General features: G+C 60.4%; 19 protein-coding genes. 7 read left to right on the top strand and 12 right to left on the bottom strand.

Features of this window, described 5'->3' with window-relative positions; all coding sequences use genetic code 11:
• The 8 genes from FH061_RS21190 to FH061_RS21225 form a co-directional block, all read right to left on the bottom strand.
• Nucleotides 1-1,107: a zinc-binding dehydrogenase gene (locus FH061_RS21190; protein ID WP_151637820.1), complete on the bottom strand. Its 1,107-nt coding sequence runs from the start codon at nt 1,105-1,107 to the stop codon at nt 1-3.
• An 86-nt stretch (nt 1,108-1,193) separates the two neighbouring features.
• Nucleotides 1,194-2,378: an ABC transporter substrate-binding protein gene (locus FH061_RS21195; protein ID WP_151637851.1), complete on the bottom strand. Its 1,185-nt coding sequence runs from the start codon at nt 2,376-2,378 to the stop codon at nt 1,194-1,196.
• Nucleotides 2,379-2,460: 82 nt separating this feature from the next.
• The gene (locus FH061_RS21200) at nt 2,461-3,168 is read right to left on the bottom strand and encodes an ABC transporter ATP-binding protein (protein WP_151637821.1); all 708 of its coding nucleotides are present in this window, start codon (nt 3,166-3,168) and stop codon (nt 2,461-2,463) included.
• Nucleotides 3,155-3,919: an ABC transporter ATP-binding protein gene (locus tag FH061_RS21205; protein ID WP_151637822.1), complete on the bottom strand. Its 765-nt coding sequence runs from the start codon at nt 3,917-3,919 to the stop codon at nt 3,155-3,157. The genes FH061_RS21200 and FH061_RS21205 overlap by 14 nt, the downstream gene beginning before the upstream one ends.
• A gap of 3 nt (nt 3,920-3,922) precedes the next feature.
• Nucleotides 3,923-4,933, bottom strand: a complete 1,011-nt coding sequence (locus FH061_RS21210; RefSeq protein ID WP_151637823.1) for a branched-chain amino acid ABC transporter permease — start codon at nt 4,931-4,933, stop codon at nt 3,923-3,925.
• Nucleotides 4,934-4,935: 2 nt separating this feature from the next.
• Entirely contained in the window at nt 4,936-5,799 is an 864-nt protein-coding gene (locus FH061_RS21215) for a branched-chain amino acid ABC transporter permease (protein ID WP_151637824.1), read from the bottom strand.
• Between the two features lie 302 nt (nt 5,800-6,101).
• The gene (locus FH061_RS21220) at nt 6,102-6,692 is read right to left on the bottom strand and encodes a 2-hydroxychromene-2-carboxylate isomerase (protein ID WP_151637825.1); all 591 of its coding nucleotides are present in this window, start codon (nt 6,690-6,692) and stop codon (nt 6,102-6,104) included.
• 141 nt (nt 6,693-6,833) lie between these two features.
• Nucleotides 6,834-7,583: an SDR family oxidoreductase gene (locus FH061_RS21225; RefSeq protein WP_151637826.1), complete on the bottom strand. Its 750-nt coding sequence runs from the start codon at nt 7,581-7,583 to the stop codon at nt 6,834-6,836.
• Between the two features lie 109 nt (nt 7,584-7,692).
• Between FH061_RS21225 and FH061_RS21230 the strand changes: the two genes are divergently transcribed.
• A complete protein-coding gene (locus FH061_RS21230) occupies nt 7,693-8,334 on the top strand; it encodes a TetR/AcrR family transcriptional regulator (RefSeq protein ID WP_151637827.1) in 642 nt (213 codons plus the stop codon).
• Complete coding sequence (locus FH061_RS21235; protein ID WP_151637828.1) at nt 8,331-9,677, top strand: MATE family efflux transporter; 1,347 nt, start codon at nt 8,331-8,333, stop codon at nt 9,675-9,677. Before FH061_RS21230 ends, FH061_RS21235 begins: the two co-directional genes overlap by 4 nt.
• 24 nt (nt 9,678-9,701) lie before the next feature.
• Here the strand turns inward: FH061_RS21235 and FH061_RS21240 are convergent, their stop codons facing one another.
• Nucleotides 9,702-10,565: a LysR family transcriptional regulator gene (locus FH061_RS21240; protein ID WP_151637829.1), complete on the bottom strand. Its 864-nt coding sequence runs from the start codon at nt 10,563-10,565 to the stop codon at nt 9,702-9,704.
• A 135-nt stretch (nt 10,566-10,700) separates the two neighbouring features.
• Between FH061_RS21240 and FH061_RS21245 the strand changes: the two genes are divergently transcribed.
• Both FH061_RS21245 and FH061_RS30625 read left to right on the top strand, forming a co-directional pair.
• Nucleotides 10,701-11,132, top strand: coding sequence for a tautomerase family protein (locus FH061_RS21245; protein WP_151637830.1), 432 nt, complete (start codon nt 10,701-10,703; stop codon nt 11,130-11,132).
• A gap of 73 nt (nt 11,133-11,205) precedes the next feature.
• On the top strand, nt 11,206-11,367 hold the full coding sequence (locus FH061_RS30625; RefSeq protein ID WP_192805180.1) for a hypothetical protein: 162 nt from the start codon (nt 11,206-11,208) through the stop codon (nt 11,365-11,367).
• 96 nt (nt 11,368-11,463) lie between these two features.
• On the opposite strand, the gene FH061_RS21250 is transcribed toward FH061_RS30625, so the two are convergent.
• Nucleotides 11,464-13,524, bottom strand: a complete 2,061-nt coding sequence (locus FH061_RS21250) for an NAD(+) synthase (RefSeq protein ID WP_151637831.1) — start codon at nt 13,522-13,524, stop codon at nt 11,464-11,466.
• A 430-nt stretch (nt 13,525-13,954) separates the two neighbouring features.
• Here FH061_RS21250 and FH061_RS21255 point away from each other — a divergent pair, with 430 nt between their 5' ends.
• A complete protein-coding gene (locus FH061_RS21255) occupies nt 13,955-15,607 on the top strand; it encodes a VRR-NUC domain-containing protein (protein WP_151637832.1) in 1,653 nt (550 codons plus the stop codon).
• A 23-nt stretch (nt 15,608-15,630) separates the two neighbouring features.
• Nucleotides 15,631-17,925 (top strand): ATP-dependent DNA helicase, encoded by a 2,295-nt coding sequence (locus tag FH061_RS21260; RefSeq protein WP_151637852.1) that lies wholly within the window; start codon nt 15,631-15,633, stop codon nt 17,923-17,925.
• 3 nt (nt 17,926-17,928) lie between these two features.
• On the opposite strand, the gene FH061_RS21265 is transcribed toward FH061_RS21260, so the two are convergent.
• Complete coding sequence (locus tag FH061_RS21265) at nt 17,929-18,396, bottom strand: CreA family protein (RefSeq protein ID WP_192805181.1); 468 nt, start codon at nt 18,394-18,396, stop codon at nt 17,929-17,931.
• Nucleotides 18,397-18,582: 186 nt separating this feature from the next.
• Between FH061_RS21265 and FH061_RS21270 the strand changes: the two genes are divergently transcribed.
• A complete protein-coding gene (locus tag FH061_RS21270) occupies nt 18,583-19,074 on the top strand; it encodes a 5' nucleotidase, NT5C type (protein ID WP_151637834.1) in 492 nt (163 codons plus the stop codon).
• 292 nt (nt 19,075-19,366) lie between these two features.
• On the opposite strand, the gene FH061_RS21275 is transcribed toward FH061_RS21270, so the two are convergent.
• A complete protein-coding gene (locus FH061_RS21275) occupies nt 19,367-19,870 on the bottom strand; it encodes a hemerythrin domain-containing protein (RefSeq protein WP_151637835.1) in 504 nt (167 codons plus the stop codon).
• Nucleotides 19,871-20,670 lie beyond the last annotated feature (800 nt).

Raw genomic sequence — 20,670 nt, forward strand, 5'->3', positions numbered from 1 at the left:
TTATTCGAACAGGATCACGCCGCGCGCATTGCGGCCGGCGCTGAGGTCGGCGAATGCCTGCGGTGCTTCGTCGACGGTATAGGTGCGGCTGATCAGCTCGTCGAGTTTCAGGCGCTGCGCCCGGTACAGGCCGATGAGCCGCGGGAAATCCTCGGTCGGGCGCGCCGAGCCGAAGTAGCTGCCGGTCAGCGTCTTTTCGCCGAAGGTGAGCGACGCGGTCTTGACGGTGGTCGTGTCCTTCTGGTTGGCCACGCCGACCACCACCGCCGTGCCGCCCTTGCCGAGCACGCCGTAAGCCTGCGCGGCGATATCGCCGAGGCCGACGCACTCGAACGCATAATCGGCGCCGCCGGTCAGCTTCAGGATGGTCTTGACCACATTGTCTTCGGTCTTGCTGTTGACCACATGGGTGGCGCCGAACTGTTTCGCCATCTCCAGCTTGGCATCCGAGGTATCGACCGCGACGATCATCCGGGCGCCGGCGATGGCGCAACCCTGAATCGCATTGAGCCCGACGCCGCCGCAACCGAACACGACCGTCACCGAACCCGGTTCCACCTTCGCCGTATTCACCGCCGCGCCTACGCCCGTCATCACGCCGCAGCCGATCAGCGCCGCCTTGTCGAGCGGCACCTGCTGGTCGATCTTCACCACGTTATCGGTATGCAGCGTGGCGTATTCCGCCATCACGCCGCATCCGGAAAATACATTGAGCGCATTGCCCGACAGGTCGCGCGTACGCACCGTGCCGTCGGGCAGGGTAAACATGGCCTTGCCGGCCTGGTCGCACAATTGCGGGCGCCCGGTCTGGCAATAGCGGCACTTGCCGCACATGCTGACGAACGAACTCACCACATGGTCGCCCACCTTGAAATCGGTGACGCCTTCGCCAACGGCAACAATGCGGCCGGCGCCTTCATGTCCGAGGATCACCGGCGGCGGAAAAGGAATCGTGCCGTTGGTCGCCGACAGATCGCTGTGGCAGACGCCGCAGGCTGCCAGCTTGATCATCACTTCACCGCGGCGCGGGGCCTCGACGATGACTTCCTCGACCACCACCGGCTGATTGATTTCGCGGCAGATCACCGCCTTCGCTCGTTGCTCCATACCCTGTTCCCTGCCTGAATTGGATGAAAACAAGCCGGCATGATCGCCGGCCTGTCGTAATGCCTGCTATGCGTTTCCCGGCCCGTTTACTTCGATGCGGCCAGGCTGCGCAGGTTCAGCGACTTCACCTTGCCGCCCTCCACCGTGCCGACATAGGTATTGGCCAGCATGCCGCCCGCTTCATTGACGCCGTCCAGGTCGTTGGGATTGGACTCGTTGGGCAGCTGCTTGACCGCCTTGTCCATCTGCGCGCGGATCGCTGCCGGATCGGAAACCGAATTGGCCAGTTTCATGGCGATCGCGGTTGCATGCACGGCGGTGTAGTTGAGCGAGACTTCCGAGCTCGGGTCGCGGTTGTCATGCGACTTGCGGTAGCGCTCGACGAAAGACTTCGCATCAGGACGCGTATCCTCGACCAGCGGCAGCACGCCGATCGCGCCTTCCAGCGGTTGGTAGCCGCCGATGACCTTGGCCATTTCATCCATCTTTGCCTGGTCGATCACGATGAAGCCGCCCTTGAATCCCAGTTCGCGCGCCTGCTTGGCCACCAGCGCCGTCGGCTCGGATGCGCCGCCGATGAACAGCACATCCGGCTTGGCCTGCATCACGCGCGACACGCCGCTGTAGAAGTCGGTGGCCTTGTTGTAGGACATCGGATTCTCGGCCACGATCTTGCCGCCGGCCGCTTCCCATGCCGGCTTGAAGGCAGCGGTCCATGCCTTCGCATAATCATGGTCGGCATTGGCGATGGCGGCATTCTTGCCGTACTTGCTCATCGCATGCTTGACGAAGGGATCGACATAGCCGGTGAATTCCGGCGGAATGCGCACGGTCAGCTTGTTGCCGCGCGCGGTGACCTGCGGCAGGCTGGTATAGGCCAGCAGCAGCACGTTGGATTTCTCGTTGAAAGCCTGCACCGCGAAGATGCCGCCCGAGTGAGGCACCAGCACCGCCGGCGTCTTGTGCTGCTGGATCAGGCGCTGCACGTTGATGCCCGTCTGGCTCGGGTTGTACTGGTCGTCGAGCGAGACGATTTCCAGCTTGTATTTCTTGCCGCCGACTTCCAGGCCTTTCGCATTGATTTCATTGACCGCCATCTCCATGCCGGAGAGCACGTTCTTGCCGTACAGCGCGGCGCCGCCGCTCAGCGGACCGGAGTAGCCGATCTTGACCACTTCCTGCGCCGTCGCGGCGCCGGCCATGGTCAGGCTCATGGTGACTGCGGCTGCGGTGGCCGCTGCAATGCGGGTAAGCTTGATTCCAGACTGCATGTACATTCCTGTCTCCTTGTGGATAGTCCTGCCGGTTGGATTCCGGTCAGATTTGCCTTCAACAAATTTCCAACTCGTACCACTAGGCGCCGATATACGCCTTGCGCACCTGCTCGTTGTTCAACAGCTCTTCCTGCGAGCCTTCCATCACGATGTGGCCGTTTTCGATCACATACGCGCGGCTGGCGATCTTCAATGCGGCGAAAGCGTTCTGTTCCGCGAGCAGCACCGTGGTGCCGCTGCGGTTGATTTTCTGGATCACATCGAACACCTGCTTCACCACCAGCGGCGCCAGGCCGAGCGACGGCTCGTCCAGCAGCAGCGCCTTGGGCCGGCCCATCAGCGCACGGCCGATGGCCACCATCTGCTGCTGGCCGCCGGACAGCGAACCGGCATTGGACTCGCGCTTTTCATGCAGGATGGGGAAGAGTTCAAACACTTCATCGAGCGTCTTTTGCACGCCGGCCTTGTCCTTGCGGTGCACGTAGGCGCCCAGAATGAGGTTCTTCAGCACCGACATGCCCGGAAACAGCTTGCGACCCTCGGGACAATGCACCACGCCGTCATGCACGATCTGCGACGGCTGCATGCCGACCAGTTCCTTGCTGCCGAACTTGATGCTACCGCTGGCTGCCTTGTTCAGGCCGCTGACGGTCAGGAAGATGGAACTCTTGCCGGCGCCGTTGGCGCCGAGCAGCACCACCAGCTCCCCCTCCTTCGCATGGATATTCACGTTGTCCAGCGCGCGGAAGCTGCCGTAATTGACCGAAACGTTTTCAAGCCGCAGCATGTTCACTCCCGAGATAAGCTTCGATGACGACCGGATTCGAACGGATCTCGGCCGGCGTGCCTTCGGCGATCTTTTCGCCGTAGCTCAGCACCATGATCTTGTCGGCCAGGTTCATGATCATGTTCATCTTGTGTTCGATCAGGCAGACCGTCAGGCCGCTCCTGACCATCTTGCGAATGAGCTCGGCCAGGCCGACCGTCTCCTCCGGATTGACGCCGCCGGCAGGTTCATCCAGCAGCACCAGCTTGGGTTCCGTCGACAGCGCCAGAGCGAAAGCGACCCGCTTGCGCTCCTCCTGCGAGATATCGGCGGCAATGCGGTGGGCCACATGCGACAGGCCGACGAAATCCAGTGCCTCGCGGGCTTTCTCGCGGCACCTCGCCTCTTCCTCTTTCAAGCGCTTGCTGCCGAGCAGAACATCCATCAGCCCGGAACGCGTGCGCAGCCGGTGACCGACGATCAGGTTGTCGAGCACGGTCGCGCGCTCGAACAGGCTGGTTGCCTGGAAGGTGCGCGACACGCCGAGCTGCGCCACCTGGTCGGCGCGCATGCCGGTCACGTCCTGGCCATCGAAGACGATGCGGCCGGAAGTCGGCTTGATGGCGCCGCTGATGAGGTTGAAAAACGTGGTCTTACCCGCGCCGTTGGGTCCGATGATGGCGTTGATCTTACCCTTCTCGATGGTGGTCGACACATCGCGCACCGCATGCAGGCCGCCGAAACGCTTGTTGAGTTGTTCAATCTGCAGCATGGCTCATCCTTCCTGTTTTGCGGTTGCCATCACGGTCGGGCGCTTGAGCGGCGCGGCCGCGCTTGCCTTGCGGGACGCATTGCGCGCCTTCCAGGCGAGATAGGTGCCGACGATGCCGTTGGGCAGGAAGATCACCAGCGCGACCAGGATCGGTCCGAACACGATGAAGCGGTAATCCTGCAGGAACTGCAGATACTGGGTCAGCCAGGGCATGGAGATGGAGCCGAGCAGCGGACCGAACAGCGTGCCGATGCCGCCCACCAGCATGAACATCGTCATGTCGAAGGTATGCTCCACGCCCGCCAGGCCGGGGCCGAGGAAACGCACCGAACCCGCGTACAGGCCGCCGGCGAATCCGGCATAGAACACGGACAGCACGAAGGCCAGCACCTTGTTGCGCATCAGGTTGATGCCGAGCGCTTCCGCCAGGTCGTCGCTGTTGCGGATCGCCATGAAGGTGCGGCCGAGCAGCGAGGTGACGATGCGGTGCATGATCCACACGCTCAGCACCAGGAAGAACAGCACCATGTAATACTGGGCGCGCGGCGTTTCGAAGTCGATGCCGAAGATCGATTCCGGCGCGGGAATGCCGATGATGCCCACGGTGCCGTGCGTGAGGCTTTCCCATTTCTCGATCAGCAGATACATGATGTAGCCGACGCACAGCGTGAAGATCGAAAAGAAGTGACCCTTCAAGCGCAGGGAAATGATGCCCACCACCACGCCGACGCCCGCCGACACGAAGCCCGACAAGGCGAAAGCCAGCCAGAAAGAGACCTTGTGGTCCACGGTCAGGATGCCGACGGTGTAGGCGCCGATCGCCATGAAGCCGGCATGCGCCAGGTTGAACTGGCCGGTATAGCCGGTGATCAGGTTGAGGCCGATGGTGGCGATCGCATAAATGTAGGCCAGCGACATCACCGTCAGCAGGTAGTCATTGCTTGCGACCAGCGGAAAGAGCAGGCCGAGGATGAGCAGCAGCGTCCAGCCGAGTTTGCCTTCGAGATAGTTCATGCTTACCGCACTCCTTTCGTGAACAGGCCTTCCGGACGAACCGAGAGGATGGCAACCAGCAGGACGAAGGCGATGATGTCCTTGTAATCGGTCGAGATGTAGAAGGCGCCGAAGGCTTCGGCAAAGCCGATGATCAGGCCGCCGATGATGGCGCCGGGCACGCTGCCCATGCCGCCGAGCACGATGATCACGAAGGCCTTGGTAATGACGAGGTGTCCCATCGCCGGATACACCAGGTTGATCGGCGCGTACAGCGTCGCTGCAACCGCCGCGAGCACGCCGGAAATCGCGAACGTGAGCATGGCGACGCGGTTGGGATCGATTCCCACCAGCGCGGCGCCGTCACGGTTTTGCGCCATGGCGATGATGGTGGCTCCGGTGGTGGTCTTCTTCAGGAACAGGTGCAGCAGCACCATCAGGCCGAAGGCGGCGGCGATGATCAGCAGGCGCTGGACCGGCATTACCAGGCCGGCAAAATTCATGATGCCGTTGTAGGGCGTCTGCATGCGATGGAAGTCGGCGCCCCAGATCGCCTGCGCGCTCGATTCGAGAAACAGCAGGATGCCGATGGCCGCGATCATGTGGTGCAGGCCGGGAGAATTTCGCAACGGATGAAACACCAGTCGTTCGGCAATGACGGCCAGCAGGGCAACCACCACGGCGGCGCCAGCCATTGCGAGCCAATAGTTGACGCCGAATTTGCTCATCAGCATGAAAGCGGCGTAGGCGCCCGCCATATAAAAGGCGCCGTGTGCAAAATTGGGAACGTGAAGAATGCCGTAGACGAGGGTCAGTCCTAGCGCCACCAGACTGTAGACACCCCCAAGCGTGAGTCCGTTAAGGACCTGTTGAAGTATGAGTTCCAAATTGTCGTCTCCAAAAGAATTGCCATGCAGCCAGTAAACCGAAGGCACCGAACGGACTTTTTGTCCGCTTTCTAGTTGTACGAAAGCTACCGAAAGCGAACGGTCGTGTCAATTAATTTGGAATGAAGTTTTGCAGAGCGAAACCAAAGTAGGATCAGAGGCCACTCTCTCAAGCTGAAATGCGGAATTCGCGAGGGAGATCGCGTTTCACATCAAGTTTTACGGAATGAGGAACAGGGTGCGGAGCGTGGCCCGCCTTCGGCGGGCCGGCATGGGGAACGAAGAGGGTAAGAGAAGAAAATTCAGCGCAATGCCGCCTCGACGAAATGCAGGCGGTCCTGTCCCCAGTACATCTCGTTGCCGACGAAAAAGGTCGGTGCGCCAAACACGCCGCGTTCGACAGCGTCATCGGTGTTGCGCTTCAGGGCATCCTTCACCGCCGGGTCGTTGATCATCGCCTGGAAACGCTGCGGATCGAAGCCGTTTTCAGTTAACAACGCGATGACCTCGCCAATCTCATTGAGATTGCGCGGCTCTCCGAACATCGCATGGAACACGGCGTCGAGATAGCGCCGGAATTCGGCCTCACCGGCCATCTGCATGCCGATCGCGCCGCGCATCAGATGCAGGGTGTTGATCGGGAAATGCGGATTCTGCACGAATACCACCCCGAAGTGATCTGCCCAGCGCTGCAGATCGGTCAGAAGATGCTGCCCCTTCAGCGGCACCGCCATCGGGCTCTGGTTGGCGGTCGCCTTCAGTACCGCGCCGAGCAGCATCGGCTTCCAGGTCACTTCAGCGCCTGTTGCCTGCGCTATTTTCGGCAACTGGTGATAGGCAAGGTAACTGTAGGGACTGCCCACATCGAAGAAGAACTCGACTTTCCTGCTCATGAAGACCTCCGGGTTCGAAGATTCGGGATATGCGCATGCATTGATGCGTTGATGCGTTGATGCGTTGATGCGTTGATGCGTTGATGCGTTGATGCGGCGATTCGGGGATGCGGCGGCTAGGCAATGCCGCAGGGAAAATGCTTACCAGCGTTCCGACCAGGGACGCAGGTCCAGTTCATGTGTCCAGGCATCCCGCGGCTGGGTATGCAGATGCCAGTAATTGTCCGCGATATGCGCAGGATCGAGAATGCCGCCGCTGTCCTTCAGCGCGTAGCGATCGGGAAAATTCTCGCGGATGAATTCGGTATCGATGGCACCATCGATCACGACATGGGCGACATGGATGTTTTTCGGACCGAGTTCGCGCGCCATGCTCTGGGCAAGCGCGCGCAAGGCATGCTTGGCGCCGGCAAACGCCGCAAAATTGGCAGAACCGCGCAAGGCTGCGGTTGCGCCGGTGAAGATGATCGTGCCGCGCTCTCGCGTCACCATGCGACGCGCCACTTCGCGGCCAACCAGGAAGCCGCTGAAGCAGGCCATTTCCCAGATCTTGAAATACTTGCGGGCGGTTTCATCTAGAATGCTGCACGGGACGTTGGCGCCGATGTTGAACACCATGACCTCGATGGAACCGATGTCGCGCTCGATATCGTCGACCAGCTTGACGACGTCTTCCTCCTTGCGGGCATCCGAAGCGTAACCATGCGCCTGCCCGCCGGCCCTCCGGATCTCGTCGATCAGCGGCTGCAGCTTGTCCGCGCTGCGCCGGGTTGCGCAGACGACCAGGCCTTCCCTGGCGAAACGTTTCGCAATGGCGCCGCCGGTGGCGTCCCCTGCTCCCACTACCAGCGCCGCGCGCGCAGCCCTCTCCTGAGCCGTTTCCTGATGCATGACAGGTCTCCGTTTTCTGATTGGATAACGATCGTTGTGATAACGGACGTTATGTTATGATCGGTCGCATTGTCAAGCCTGTTTTAACCAGACCATTGACCGCAATACGATGAGATATCCTCCAGGACACAAGGAAGAAAAACGCAAGGAGTTGCTCAAGGCGAGCGGCGCATTGGTGAAAGACCGCGGCTTCGCCGCTTCCGGCGTCGATGCGCTGACCGAAGCCGCCGGCGTGACCAGCGGCGCCTTCTACAGCCATTTCGCTTCGAAGAACGACTTGCTGAAAGCCCTGATCGAAAGCGAACTTCAGAGCAGCCGCGAGATGTGGGCAGGCAATCCGCACCAGACCGCCGAAGACTGGATAGGCTTCGAGCTCGACCGCTATCTCAGCATGAGCCACGTGCGGCATCCGGAGGCAGGTTGCGTGCTGCCGGCACTCGGAGCGGAAATCGCCCGCGCCGGCGAAGAAGTCAGGGCGGCCTGCGCGCAGGAACTGGCAAGGGGCATCGAGATTCTGGAGCAGCGCCTGGGCAGCCAGGACCTGGCATGGGCATTCCTGTGCCAGATGGTGGGCGCGATACTGATGGCGAGGACCATGCCGAACCAGAAGTCGCAGCGTGCCGTCATCGAATCGAGCAAGGGCTTCCTGCAGAAAGCGGTTGCCTGCATGGCGGCAGCGCCTGACACTGACACTGAAACTTCAGGTGCGAAAGGCAGGCGCAAGACTGCCGGGGCTGCAAACTTGAAATGAATTCACCCGCCGCCACGCCTCACGCACCTCCGCTCGCCAATGCCGCCTTGCTGCGCAATGTCTTTGCGCTGGCCGCGCCGACCACGCTCGTGGCACTGCTGCAGGTCGCCGCTCAACTGGTGGAAACCTGGCTTGCTGCCCGCCAGGGTACGGCGGCGCTGGCCGGCTGGGCGGTGATGCTGCCCTTCGCGCTGCTGATGCAGCAGATGTCCACCGGCGCCATGGGCGGCGGCGTGGTCTCGGCCATTGCGAGAGCGCTCGGCGCAGCGAGGATCGATGAGGCTTCTTCGCTGGTGATGCATGCATTGACGATTGCCCTCGCGGCCGGCCTGGCCTTCACCATCGGGCTGTGCCTGTTCGGCGCGACCATCCTGGAATCGGTGGCCGGAGCGGAAGCCGCGCAAGCGGCGCATGGCTATGTGCTGTTGCTGTTCGGGCTGGGGGCGGTGCCGTCCTGGCTGGCCAATACCTTCGCTTCGGTGCTGCGCGGCGGCGGGCGTCATGCCCTTGCCGCGCGCACCCTGACGCTGACCTGGATTGCCTTTCCGCTGCTGGCATGGGTATTGTGCGAGCCCGCCGGCATGGGGCTGGGCGGCATCGGCGCCGCGTTTTCACTGGTCTTCATTGCGGCCGCGCTGTCCATGGCCATCGTCGTGTTGCGCGGCGGCGCCGGCTTCATGCCGGTATTCAGGCAGCGCCTGAAGGCAGACCTGTTCAGGCGGATTCTCTCGATAGGCGCCACCGCCTGCGGACTCGCCGCCATCGCCAATCTGACCACGATCCTGGTCACGCGCCAGCTGCGGGAATATGGCACGGCGGCGGTTGCCGCCTACGGCATCTCCGCACGCCTCGAATTCTTGATCATTCCGCTGGCGTTCGGCGTGGGTTCGGCATTGACGGCGCTGGTCGGCAAGGCGGCCGGCGGCAACGACTGGCCTACCGCGCGCCGCCTTGCATGGCTGGGCGGCGCGGTCACCTTCGCCGCGACCGCACTGCTCGGCATCGGTGTCGCGCTAGGCTCGGACCGGTTCACCGCGTTCTTCACGCAGGACGCGCAAGTGGCCGCCATCGCCGCGGCCGCACTCGGCTTCATCGGCCCGGCCTTCGGCGGGCTTGGTCTGGGCATGGCGCTGTATTTCGCTTCGATGGGCGCGGGCCGCATGAAATGGCCGGTGCTGGCGGCCTTGTCGCGGATTGTGCTGGCGGTCGGCGGCGGCTGGCTGCTTGCCAATGTCGCCGGCATGGGGATGAGCGGACATTTCCTTGGCGTCGCGCTCGGTCTGGCGGCTTACGGCTTGTTCGGCGCGGCCGGGGTACGCAAGGCAGTCTGGTCGGCGCGCTGACGCCCGCAGGGCCCCGACGCGGAATCAGAGTTGTTCTTGCAGCACATCGAGCAACGCCTGCCGCAGCCGCATGACAGCCTGGCTGCCGGCTTTTTCCGACTGCTTGATGCACAGGCCGATGCCAGGCAGCGATGGCAACGCGAGCGTGCTTCCAAGATCGGCGAGCCCGCGCGGCATCGACACCGCCGATCTCACCGTGATGCCCATGCCTGCCTCGGCGGCGGCCCATAAACCGCCCAGGCTGGGACTCGTCACCGCGACGCGCCACTTGATCCGCGCCGCATCCAGCGCCTGCAGCGCGGCCTGGGTGAACAGGCAAGGTTGCTCCAGCAACAGCAGGGGCAGCGGCTGTTCCGGTTTCCATGCCAGATCCGGCCGGCCTATCCAGATCATCCCGACGTCGGCAACGCGTTCGCTGTTCAATCCGGCGTCGTGCGCAAACAGCAAGGCGATATCCACTTCGCCCCGGTCGACGCGTGCAGCCAGTACCGCGTTGCGGTCCATCCGGATTTCCACCGTTACATTGCCATGGGAGCGGGTGAAGCGGGCCAACGTCGCGGGCAGCCAGGTATTCTCGAAATCGACCGACATGCCGAAGCGCACTTCGCCGTCCACCGCAATGCCGCGCACCGCACCGACGGCTTCCTCGTTCAATTCCAGCATGCGCTTCGCATAGTCGTACAGCGCCCTGCCCGCGCCAGTCAGTGCCAGCGAGCGGCCTTGCTTTTCGAAAATGGCGATATCGAGCTGCTCTTCCAGCTTTTTCATCTGCAGGCTGACCGCCGACTGCGACCGTCCTATTTTTTCCGCCGCCCGCGCGAAGTTGCCGATATCCACCCCGGCGGCGAAGGTTCTCAGTACATCCAGCTCAAGCAAGGGAAGGCTCATATATGAGTTTTACAAAAGCAATTGAACAGTTATTCCAATTTTACAAATGTATTTTACGCCCCTATAGTTTGGGTGTCGACACGAATTCAATCTACCGCAGTGCTGTTTTACTCAATTCATGAAAGGAGCACCACCATGCCGCTCGTTCGCATCTCGCTTGCCCAGGGCAAGTCCGCCGCAGTGAAAAAACATATCTCCGATGCCATTCATCAGGCGCTGGTCGATACATTCAACGTGCCTGCCGATGACCGTTTTCATGTCATCGGCGAGCACCTCCCGGAAGACTTCGTCTGCGCGCCGGAATACCTCGGCATCCGCCATATTGCCGCGGACGCCGTCTTCATCCAGATCACTTGCAACGAAGGCCGCAGCCTGGAGATGAAGCAGGCGCTGTACCGGCACATGTCGGATGGCATTGCCGAGCGCACCGGGATCTCGCGCGCCGACGTTCTCATCAGCCTGCTGGAAACGAAAAAGGAAAACTGGTCGTTCGGCAACGGCATTGCTCATTACGCATTGCCGGGCGCGGTGGTTCCCGGACAAAGCGGGACGAAGGCATCGGTTTAAATCAGCGCCGAGGCGACCGTTCATCTACCTCTCCAACTGCAATCCGCCCTAATTACCTATGAGGAGAACAACCATGCAAACAGCTTATTGCGATATCGACCTGTACCAGGAGGCGCCACCTTCGCTGGCGTTCAACGAGAAACTTTCCCTGGCCACCGCCCTTGCAGTCTCGCTGGCCTTTTCCGGCACGCTGGCCAGCGCGGCGGTGTACCTGCTCATGAATGTGCAGGCATGACGTGCGGCCATGGCCGATGCTGCCATTGCCGCTGCCATTCCCGGCAAGGCAGGCAGCATCGGCGGCTTCATGCCGGCGCCCGGTTTTTCAACCGCGCTACTGCTCGGCCTGATCCGGAATCGTCTTCAGATTTTCCATCCAGACCGTTGCCTCCGAATCGCTCGGCGCCCGCCAGTCGCCGCGCGGCGACAGCGAACCGCCGGAACCCACCTTCGGCGCGTTCGGCATGCAGGTGCGCTTGAACTGGCTCAGCTTGAAGAAGCGGTACAGGAAGATGCCAAGATTGTGCTTGATGGCCGCGAGATCGTATTCATTGCGTGCAACGTGCGGCCCCTCCGGCCAGTTCCCTGCGTCCCGGTCTCCCCATGCCGCCAGCGACAGGAAAGCCACTTTCGAGGGCGAGAACCCGAAACGCAGCGTGTAGTACAGGTTGAAATCCTGCAGCTCGTAAGGACCGATCACGCTTTCGGTCTTCTGCTCCGGTTGATTCTTCGATTTGCCTGGCACGAGTTCGGGGCTGATCTCGGTGTCGAGGACGCCCTGAAGAACGTCGGAACCGGATTCTCCGATCTGGCCGGTTTCGGCCACCCAGCGTACAAGATGGGAAATCAGGGTTTTCGGCACGCTGGCATTGACGTTGTAATGCGACATCTGGTCGCCCACGCCGTAGGTGCACCAGCCCAGCGCGAGTTCACTCAGATCTCCGGTGCCGATCACGATGCCGCCGCGGAAGTTGGCGATGCGGAACAGATGGCTGGTGCGTTCGCCCGCCTGCACATTCTCGAACGTCACATCATAGTTTTCCTGGCCTTCGGCATAGGGATGACCGATATCCTTGAGCATCTGCAGGCAGCTGGGACGGATATCCACTTCGCTTGCCGAGCAGCCGACGACTTCCATCAGCTGGCGCGCCTGTTTCAGCGTACGGTCGCTGGTGGCGAAGCCTGGCATCGTGATTCCGATGATATTGGTGCGCGGCAGGCCCAGCCTGTCCATTGCCTTGGCGCATACCAGCAGCGCATGCGTGGAATCGAGCCCACCCGAGACGCCGATGACCACCTTTTTGATGCCGGATGCCGACAGGCGCTGCACCAGTGCCTGCACCTGGATGTTGTAGACCTCGGAGCAGCGCTCGTCGCGCCGCTTCTGATCCGAAGGCACATAGGGAAAACGCTCGACATTGCGCGCCAGCGGCAGCACCCGGTCGAATGGCAGATTCACCGCATAGGACACGGTGCGGAACCGGCTCACTTCATCACGATGCCGGCGTACCGAATCGCCGAAGGTGGAGGCGCGCATGCGTTCGCGCGAGAGGCGCTCCAGGTCGACATCGGCGTAGATCAGATGCGGATCATCCGAAAAGCGCTCCGACTCCGCCAGCAGCGAACCGTTTTCATAGATCAGCGCCTGGCCGTCCCAGGCCATGTCGGTCGATGACTCGCCCTTGCCTGCCGATGTGTACAGATAGGCGGAAAGGCAGCGCGCCGACTGCTGCGACACCAGCTGATGGCGGTAGCCCGATTTGCCCACGACGATGTTGGACGCTGACAGATTGATCAGCACCGTGGCGCCGGCCAGGGTGGCGAACGAGGATGGCGGAATCGGTACCCACAGGTCTTCGCAGATCTCGACATGAAAGCGAAGCAAGGGAAGATTGGCCGCCGAGAACAATGTCGTCGGGCTGAAGGGAACCACCCGCCCCAGCAGCTCAACCTGGTCGGAAGTCGCGGAATCGGCGGCATTGAACTGGCGCGCCTCGTAAAACTCGCCATAGTTCGGCAGGTAGCTCTTCGGCACCACGCCAAGGATGCGGCCGTCGGCAACCACCACCGCGCAGTTGAATAGCAGATGATCAACCCGCAACGGCATGCCCACCACCATGGCCAGGGGAAGCTGGCGTGAAGCCTCGACAATCGAAGCCAGCGCCGTCTTGCAGGCATCGAGCAAGGCATCCTGATGGAAAAGGTCGTCGCAGGTATAGGCCGACAGGCCCAGCTCGGGAAACACGATAAGGGCGGTGCCGGCCTCGGCAGCCTTGCGGGCAAGCTCGAGCGTGCGCTCGGCGTTGTAGGCGGGAACGGCGACCTTGCAGACTGGAATGCCGACTGCAACACGGGCAAAGCCGTGCGAATAGAGATTAAGGAAACGATTGCTCATCTATGTCTTCCGGATCGAAATAACAGGACGGGTTCTTATTGAAAAGGCCTGAAAATTGAAATGGCCTCGGGTGTTTGTTTTGCGAGCACCATCACCGCGTTGATATGCTTGCAGCATGGCAATGCCACACCCTTATCACTTTGGCATGCGTCACGGGAAACAGGTTCAACTGCTCCCCGGCATCTTGCAACTTTCGCTACTTTAACACTTCGGGCTGCTTCAGCCCGCTGGGGGAAGGCAGACCCATTCACGTTCGCAGGCCCTGACTGCGATACCGGTTCCAAGCTTGCCTTTCTTGTATTGCGGAAGCATGCCGGCCCACGCATAATTGCCATTCGCAGTTATCTTCCGCAACCGCCTTGCACCGCAATCTTTCTTCGCCGGACCGGCCAAGCCGCGTAGCTTTCATCGCGGCATCATCAATTTCAGGATGATCAGGACTCTCGACAATCCGCTCTACTATCTGGACAATTTCCATCGTGTCATGGAATGGATAGACCGGCATTACCGTGGCCTGATGAACGCCGAGGAAAGTCGGTTCGTTCAGGGATTCCGCCTCCTGCCGCAAGCGTCTCAGTCGCTGCTGGTACGGATGATCATGCGCAAGGGAGATCTGTTCCGGCTGACCAAATTGCATTACGAGGAAATCGGTTGCATCCGCTCCGCGGTCCTGCCGCTTGTCGAGCAGGGCTGGGTCGATGCCGCTCCGCCATTGTCCATCGAAAGCCTGTTTGCGATACTGACCAAGCCTGAACTGAGCGGCGTCTTCAAGGAACTGCGGGCCAGTGCGCGCAAGGCCGACCAGCTCGCAGCCTTGCGTGAGCAATATGCGGGCGAGCGGATTTTCCCGGAGTGGTGCCCGGAGCTCGATGAATGCGTGTACCGCTTGCTGATCGGGGAAATGTGCGACCGTTTCCGCCTGATGTTCTTTGGCAACCTCCGGCAGGACTGGACCGAATTCGTGCTGGCCGACCTGGGCATCTTCAAGTACGAACAAGTGCCGCTGTCCTCGGCATCCCTGGCCTTTCGTACGCGCGACGATGTCGATCACTACCTGCATCTGCATCGCTGCCGCACGCGCTTTCATGAAGGCGAAGCCGTCGCCGATGTCATGCAGGCGATTCCATCGCTGCCCTACGAGAATATCTGGCTGGAAGGACGCCGCGCAAAGCTGCTTTTCCAGATGGGTCAGCAATGCGAGAAGAGCGGCATGCTGGAAGAGGCGCTGGCAATCTATGCCCGCAGCACCTATGCCGGCGCCCGCCTCCGCGCGATCCGCGTCATGGAACGCTGCGAGCAGTTCGAGGCGGCCCATGCGCTGGCAGTTGAAGCCGCAGCGCATCCGGAAGACGACGCGGAACATCAGCAACTGACGCGCATCCTGCCGCGGTTGCAGCGCAAGCTGGGCATCATCGAAAAGATCACGCGCGCGAAAGCAGGTCCGGTTCCCAATATCGACCTGATCCTGCCGCAACCGAATCCGGACATTCATGTCGAGCATGCGGTTCGCATGCACCTGAGTTCGGAGTCGGCGCCGGCATACTACGTCGAGAATACGCTGATCAATTCCCTGTTCGGCCTGCTTTGCTGGCAAGCGATCTTCCATCCGGTGCCGGGAGCGTTCTTTCATCCATTCCACAGCGGACCGGCCGACCTGATGGCGCCGGATTTTCATCGCCGCCGCGAAGCCGAGTTCGAACAATGTCTGACTCAGCTCGACACGGAGGAATACCGCCAAACGATACGCAACAATCTCGATGCCAAGGCCTATATCCAGTCGCCGTTCGTCGCCTGGGGCTTCATTACCCCCGACCTGGTGGAACAGGCGCTCGACTGCATTCCGCCGGCGCACCTGAAGAAATGGTTCCGGCGCATCCTCGCGGACATCCGCTCCAACCGCAACGGCTTTCCCGACCTGATCCAGTTCTGGCCGCAGGACAAGCGCTACCGCATGATTGAGGTGAAGGGACCGGGCGACCGGCTCCAGGACAATCAGGTGCGCTGGCTGGAATTCTGCGCACAGCACGACATGCCCGTCACCGTCTGCTATGTGCAATGGCGGAATGAGGAGGCCACTTGTTGAAGTACGCGGTGGCCGTGCGCGCCATGTGCGAATTCACCGCCAAGCGCGGCGATCTGGACTTGCGTTTCACGCCGGCGCCAACGGCGCAGGAAGGCATCGCCGGCCATGCGGTGGTCGCCGGCCGGCGCCCGATGGGCTACGAGAGCGAAATCATGCTCAGCGCCGAATACAAGCACCTGCTGGTACGAGGCCGCGCCGACGGCTACGACCCGGCGCTCAACCGGCTGGAAGAAGTGAAGACGCATCGCGGCGATCTCGACCGCATGCCGGCCAATCACCGATTCCTTCACTGGGCGCAGCTGAAGGTCTATGGATGGCTGCTATGCCAGGAACGCGGCTTGCAGGAAGTGCATCTGGCACTCGTCTATTTTGATATCGGCACGCAAAAGGAGACCGAACTTTCCGAGCCATACGCCGCAGCCGACCTGCGTGCGTTTTTCGAAGAACAGTGCGAGTGCTTCCTTGCCTGGTCCAGCCAGGAACTTGAACACCGCGCGCTGCGCGATGCGGCATTGACCGAACTGCCTTTTCCGCATTCCGGCTTCCGGCCCGGCCAGCGGCAGCTTGCGGCGGCCGTGTATCGCGCGGCATCGGAGGGGCGCTGCCTGCTGGCGCAGGCGCCGACCGGCATCGGCAAGACGGTAGGTACGCTGTTTCCGATGCTCAAGGCCTGCCCATCGCAAAAGCTCGACAAAGTCTTCTATTTATCGGCGAAGACGTCGGGCCGCGGCCTGGCGCTAGACGCGCTCGCGCGTATCGGCGAGTCGGCGCCCGCCATGCCGCTGCGCATACTGGAACTGACCGCGCGCGACAAGGCATGCGAACATCCTGACAAAGCCTGCCATGGCGAATCCTGCCCGCTCGCACAGGGTTTCTACGACCGCCTTCCGATGGCACGCCAGTCCGCGGTCGACGCGAGGTTTCTGGACAAGAACCGGCTGCGCGAAGTCGCTGCCGCACATCAGGTCTGTCCATACTATCTGGCACAGGACCTCGCGCGCTGGTCGGACGTCGTCGTGGGCGACTACAACTATTATTTCGACGCCACGGCGATGCTGCATGGCATGACGGTTTCCAATCAGTGGCAGATCGGCGTCCTCGTGGACGAGGCGCATAATCTGGTCGACCGCGCCCGCAAGATGTACAGCGCGGAACTCGATCAGGCAACGCTTCAGCAGTTGCGCAGCCATGCGCCTGCCATCCTGAAAAAATCCCTGGACCGTCTCAACAGGCAGTGGAGCGCCTTGCACAAGGAACAAACCGAGCCTTACCGGGTTTACGCGGACATGCCGGATAAGTTTTCCAGTGCGTTGCAGCAAGCCATCACTGATATTACCGAGTACTTCATCGAGCATCCGGCTGAGGTCGACCACGCGCTGCAGCGCTTCTATTTCGATGCGCTGCACTTTTCCCGTCTGCTGGAGGCATTCGACAAGCATTCCCTGTTCGACATTGCCAAGACATCGCCCGCCGTCGGCCCCACGGATAATTCCCTGCTGTGCCTGCGCAATATCATTCCGGCGCCGTTTCTCGATGCACGCTTTTCGGCAAGCCGCTCCACCACGCTGTTTTCCGCCACGCTGAGCCCGTGGTACTTCTATAGCGACATGCTCGGCATGCCCGCATCGACGGTATGCATCGACGTCGATGCGCCATTCAAGGCAGAGCAGCTATCGGTGCAGATCGTCAGCCGCATATCGACGCGTTATCAGCACCGGGAACAATCGGTCGCACCGATTGCTTCCCTGATAGCGGACCGGTACGCCGAGCATCCCGGCAACTACCTCGCTTTTTTCAGCAGCTTCGACTACATGCAGAAAGTCGCAGACCTGATGCGGCAGGAACATCCCGGCATACCGATATGGTCGCAGGAGCGGCAGATGCAGGAAATCGAAAAGGAAGCCTTTCTTGCGCGGTTTGCGCCGGGAGGAATCGGCATAGGCTTTGCGGTCCTCGGCGGCGCATTTGCCGAAGGTGTGGACCTGCCCGGCGACCGGCTGGTCGGAGCCTTCATCGCTACCCTCGGCCTGCCGCAATACAATCCGGTCAACGAACAGGTCCGCAAGCGCATGGATGCCGTGTTCGGTTCCGGCTACGACTATGCCTATCTCTATCCCGGCATACAGAAGGTGGTGCAAGCGGCCGGACGCGTGATCCGGACGCCGACGGACCGCGGCGTCGTATTCCTGATCGATGATCGATTCGGACGCGGCGAGGTGCAGGAACTGCTGCCTGCCTGGTGGAAAGTTGAGAAGGAGCATCGCAAGCCTGCGACTGCTGGATATTCGGCGAAGGTATCAGCGACTGCCGACATCTGACCCTCACTCGATGGGCAGGGGCATATTCGCCGGCACCGGGACTGCCGTGACGCTGTTTTGCGGACTGCCTTCGATGACCCTGTCGGAATACACGAGATAGACCAGCGTATTGCGCTTCGGATCTGCCATGCGTACCACACGGACGCGCTTGAACAGTATCGATGCCCGTTCGGAAAACACTTCCTCCTGGCGCGGCACCTTGCCGTTGAAGCGGATCTCGCCGACCTGGCGGCAGGCGACCGACGCTTCCGACTTGTCTTCCGCCACACCGATGGCGCCCTTGATGCCGCCGGTACGTGCGCGTGACATGAAACAGCTTACGCCCGCCACTTTCGGATCATCAAATACATCAACCACGATCTTGTGATTAGGGCCGATGAACTTGAATACGGTATCGACTTCACCAATCTGCTCGGCGAAGGCCGGTAGCGCAAAGCTGGCGAGCAACAGGGAAGCAGTCAATGAGCGCATGGTATTCCTTAGAAGGATGATATTTCTGAACATGCTACTCGAAATTCATTGGAGAACCCTTGACGCGTTTCGCCTGTCTATCGGCAAGATGGCAACAGGCAGCAACGCAGTATCGTTTCAGGGAAGCATCATCTTGGAATGGCCTGAGTTGCCAGCCGGCTTGCAGCCCGATTTTTTTCCGAAACCATGCACCACAAACCCAAACTTCAGGTATTTCTGGACCTCGACGGTGTGTTTGCCGACTTCGATGCCCGCGTCAAACACCTCACCGGCAAACACCCGAGCCAGCTCGACCGTCCCCTGCTGTGGAAGATGATTAATTCCGACAAGCGTTTCTTCGCCGAACTGGAACTTATCGAAGGATGCATGGCACTGTGGGAAGCCACGAAGGATCTTGAACCGATTTTTCTTACGGGAGCGCCCAGCAACAAGACTTTCCAGCAACAAAAGCGGGAATGGGTTGCGCGCATCTTCGGTCCCGAATTCATCGTGCACGTCGTACCGAAAAAGCTGAAGCAGGACTTCAGCGGACCGCATAAGGTCTTGATTGACGATACCCCCGAAAATATCGAGCAGTGGATTGCCCGGGGAGGCTACGGCATCCTTCACAAAGGAGATCATGCCTCGACCATCAAGGCGCTGCAGGAACTGATCGCGATATACGCCAAGGAAGAATAGGACTGGCATGCGCCTGGAATAGGCCCGGAATGGTCCTGTTCGATCCAGGGAAATATTCATTTCCTTTCACGGATTTGATCGCGCGGTTCATTGCTCTATTGATCTATCGGACGATGCATTCTTGCAGAAACCATTTGTGAAAAACGTGCGCCGGCATTAGTCCGATATATGCCGTTGCCAAATCCAGCGTTTCCGAAAGCCCGGACGACTGGACGCAAGTCAGCCTTCTTCCGGATGTGCAGGAAGAAGGCTTGATCTGCGTTGGCCAAACAGGAATGAACAGGGTGCCGTATCAGGTAGCGTGCTTGTCCGATGCGCGAGCCTGGGCAGTTACCATGCTTGCTTCATACGCCTGCATCTGGACGCCCAGTTGGGTCATGTCCATGCCGGCTTGCTGTACCTTGGGAAACAGGCTCTGCTCCTCGCTCTGTACATGATGCATGACCGAATCCCGCAGCTGCACCATCATCTGGTCATATTGAGCAGTGCCTGCCTGCATGCCTTTAAGCTGCTCCATCATCTGCCTGGCTTCCTGATGCTCCTGCTCCGCGTGATCCACGAGGGAGGGATCGATTTGATGCACGGCAGGATAAAAAACCGTTTCCTCAAGATTCGCATGCATCTCCAGCAGTTCTAGAATCCGCGGTCCGGCTTCTTCTTTGACTTTCATATCCTGCGTTGTCGTGTAACGCTCGAAAAGCTGCCTTACGAATGCATGGTCCGCTTTCAATGCCTCCAGTGGTTGGTCGACGGGAAATCCGGCTTGGCTGCGATGCTCATTCGGGTCAATATCCATTCAAAGCTCCTTACTGTCATCGGTGGCTAGAGGTAGAAGTGTAGAAAACCTTCCGTTAATAACAAGGTGCTGCGGGAAACAACATGACTCTTTTATTGAGATTAGAAGTACATAAGCACCCCACATGACACAGTCACGACAATCCGTACCAAGTTCAGGAAGCGAAGGCAACAAACGCACTCAGGAAATCGGCAGGCTACGACTTCAGCAAATAGCCATTGACGTGATAACGGTGTGATCGAGAGGACGGCCGTGTGGCGGGCCACACCGGCAACGAACGACGCGGCCATGCGCCCAAGGCGGATCAGGGCTGCCGTATTCTCATTCGCAATCCACCAGTGGAGGCAGCGCAACTGGGCACTTGGTGAATAGGAAATAGAAATGGCAACGACTGTGAACTCAGGTGACGCATGGCATGCGATGAATCGGCACGAGGTAACATGATGATGTACCTCGCAGCAAAGCGTGCAAGCAAATTACCGAGCTTGGCCGGCTTGGCAAGTGTCACACAGCACGGAGAGGCTGGAAATACTTTAAGGCAAGACAGCGGATGACGAAGTTGACGAGCAAGGAAACCGTGGCGCGATTTCAATCTGGCACGTCGTGCGCAGAGACTGCGCTTGCACCGACTGCTGTGGCCACATCAGCCAAGCCAATAGGCATGCATTGCGCACGCGCAAAGCAAACAGCCCTGCGTCCATGAGGAGGCAGGGCTGATGCGGTAGAACTAGCCTGACGATGACCTACTTTCACACTGGTTGCAGCACTATCATCGGCGCAAAGTCGTTTCACGGTCCTGT

Origin of the sequence: Noviherbaspirillum aerium (assembly GCF_008929045.1) — a bacterium.
Taxonomy (GTDB): Bacteria; Pseudomonadota; Gammaproteobacteria; order Burkholderiales; family Burkholderiaceae_D; genus Noviherbaspirillum; species Noviherbaspirillum aerium.

What these genes read in the sequence shown, in the direction of transcription:
- FH061_RS21190 (WP_151637820.1), bottom strand. Translation starts at nt 1,107, where the DNA reads ATGGAGCAACGAGCGAAGGCGGTGATCTGCCGCGAAATCAATCAGCCG.
- FH061_RS21195 (WP_151637851.1), bottom strand. Translation starts at nt 2,378, where the DNA reads ATGCAGTCTGGAATCAAGCTTACCCGCATTGCAGCGGCCACCGCAGCC.
- FH061_RS21200 (WP_151637821.1), bottom strand. Translation starts at nt 3,168, where the DNA reads ATGCTGCGGCTTGAAAACGTTTCGGTCAATTACGGCAGCTTCCGCGCG.
- FH061_RS21205 (WP_151637822.1), bottom strand. Translation starts at nt 3,919, where the DNA reads ATGCTGCAGATTGAACAACTCAACAAGCGTTTCGGCGGCCTGCATGCG.
- FH061_RS21210 (WP_151637823.1), bottom strand. Translation starts at nt 4,933, where the DNA reads ATGAACTATCTCGAAGGCAAACTCGGCTGGACGCTGCTGCTCATCCTC.
- FH061_RS21220 (WP_151637825.1), bottom strand. Translation starts at nt 6,692, where the DNA reads ATGAGCAGGAAAGTCGAGTTCTTCTTCGATGTGGGCAGTCCCTACAGT.
- FH061_RS21225 (WP_151637826.1), bottom strand. Translation starts at nt 7,583, where the DNA reads ATGCATCAGGAAACGGCTCAGGAGAGGGCTGCGCGCGCGGCGCTGGTA.
- FH061_RS21230 (WP_151637827.1), top strand. Translation starts at nt 7,693, where the DNA reads ATGAGATATCCTCCAGGACACAAGGAAGAAAAACGCAAGGAGTTGCTC.
- FH061_RS21235 (WP_151637828.1), top strand. Translation starts at nt 8,331, where the DNA reads ATGAATTCACCCGCCGCCACGCCTCACGCACCTCCGCTCGCCAATGCC.
- FH061_RS21240 (WP_151637829.1), bottom strand. Translation starts at nt 10,565, where the DNA reads ATGAGCCTTCCCTTGCTTGAGCTGGATGTACTGAGAACCTTCGCCGCC.
- FH061_RS21245 (WP_151637830.1), top strand. Translation starts at nt 10,701, where the DNA reads ATGCCGCTCGTTCGCATCTCGCTTGCCCAGGGCAAGTCCGCCGCAGTG.
- FH061_RS30625 (WP_192805180.1), top strand. Translation starts at nt 11,206, where the DNA reads ATGCAAACAGCTTATTGCGATATCGACCTGTACCAGGAGGCGCCACCT.
- FH061_RS21250 (WP_151637831.1), bottom strand. Translation starts at nt 13,524, where the DNA reads ATGAGCAATCGTTTCCTTAATCTCTATTCGCACGGCTTTGCCCGTGTT.
- FH061_RS21255 (WP_151637832.1), top strand. Translation starts at nt 13,955, where the DNA reads ATGATCAGGACTCTCGACAATCCGCTCTACTATCTGGACAATTTCCAT.
- FH061_RS21260 (WP_151637852.1), top strand. Translation starts at nt 15,631, where the DNA reads ATGTGCGAATTCACCGCCAAGCGCGGCGATCTGGACTTGCGTTTCACG.
- FH061_RS21265 (WP_192805181.1), bottom strand. Translation starts at nt 18,396, where the DNA reads ATGCGCTCATTGACTGCTTCCCTGTTGCTCGCCAGCTTTGCGCTACCG.
- FH061_RS21270 (WP_151637834.1), top strand. Translation starts at nt 18,583, where the DNA reads ATGCACCACAAACCCAAACTTCAGGTATTTCTGGACCTCGACGGTGTG.
- FH061_RS21275 (WP_151637835.1), bottom strand. Translation starts at nt 19,870, where the DNA reads ATGGATATTGACCCGAATGAGCATCGCAGCCAAGCCGGATTTCCCGTC.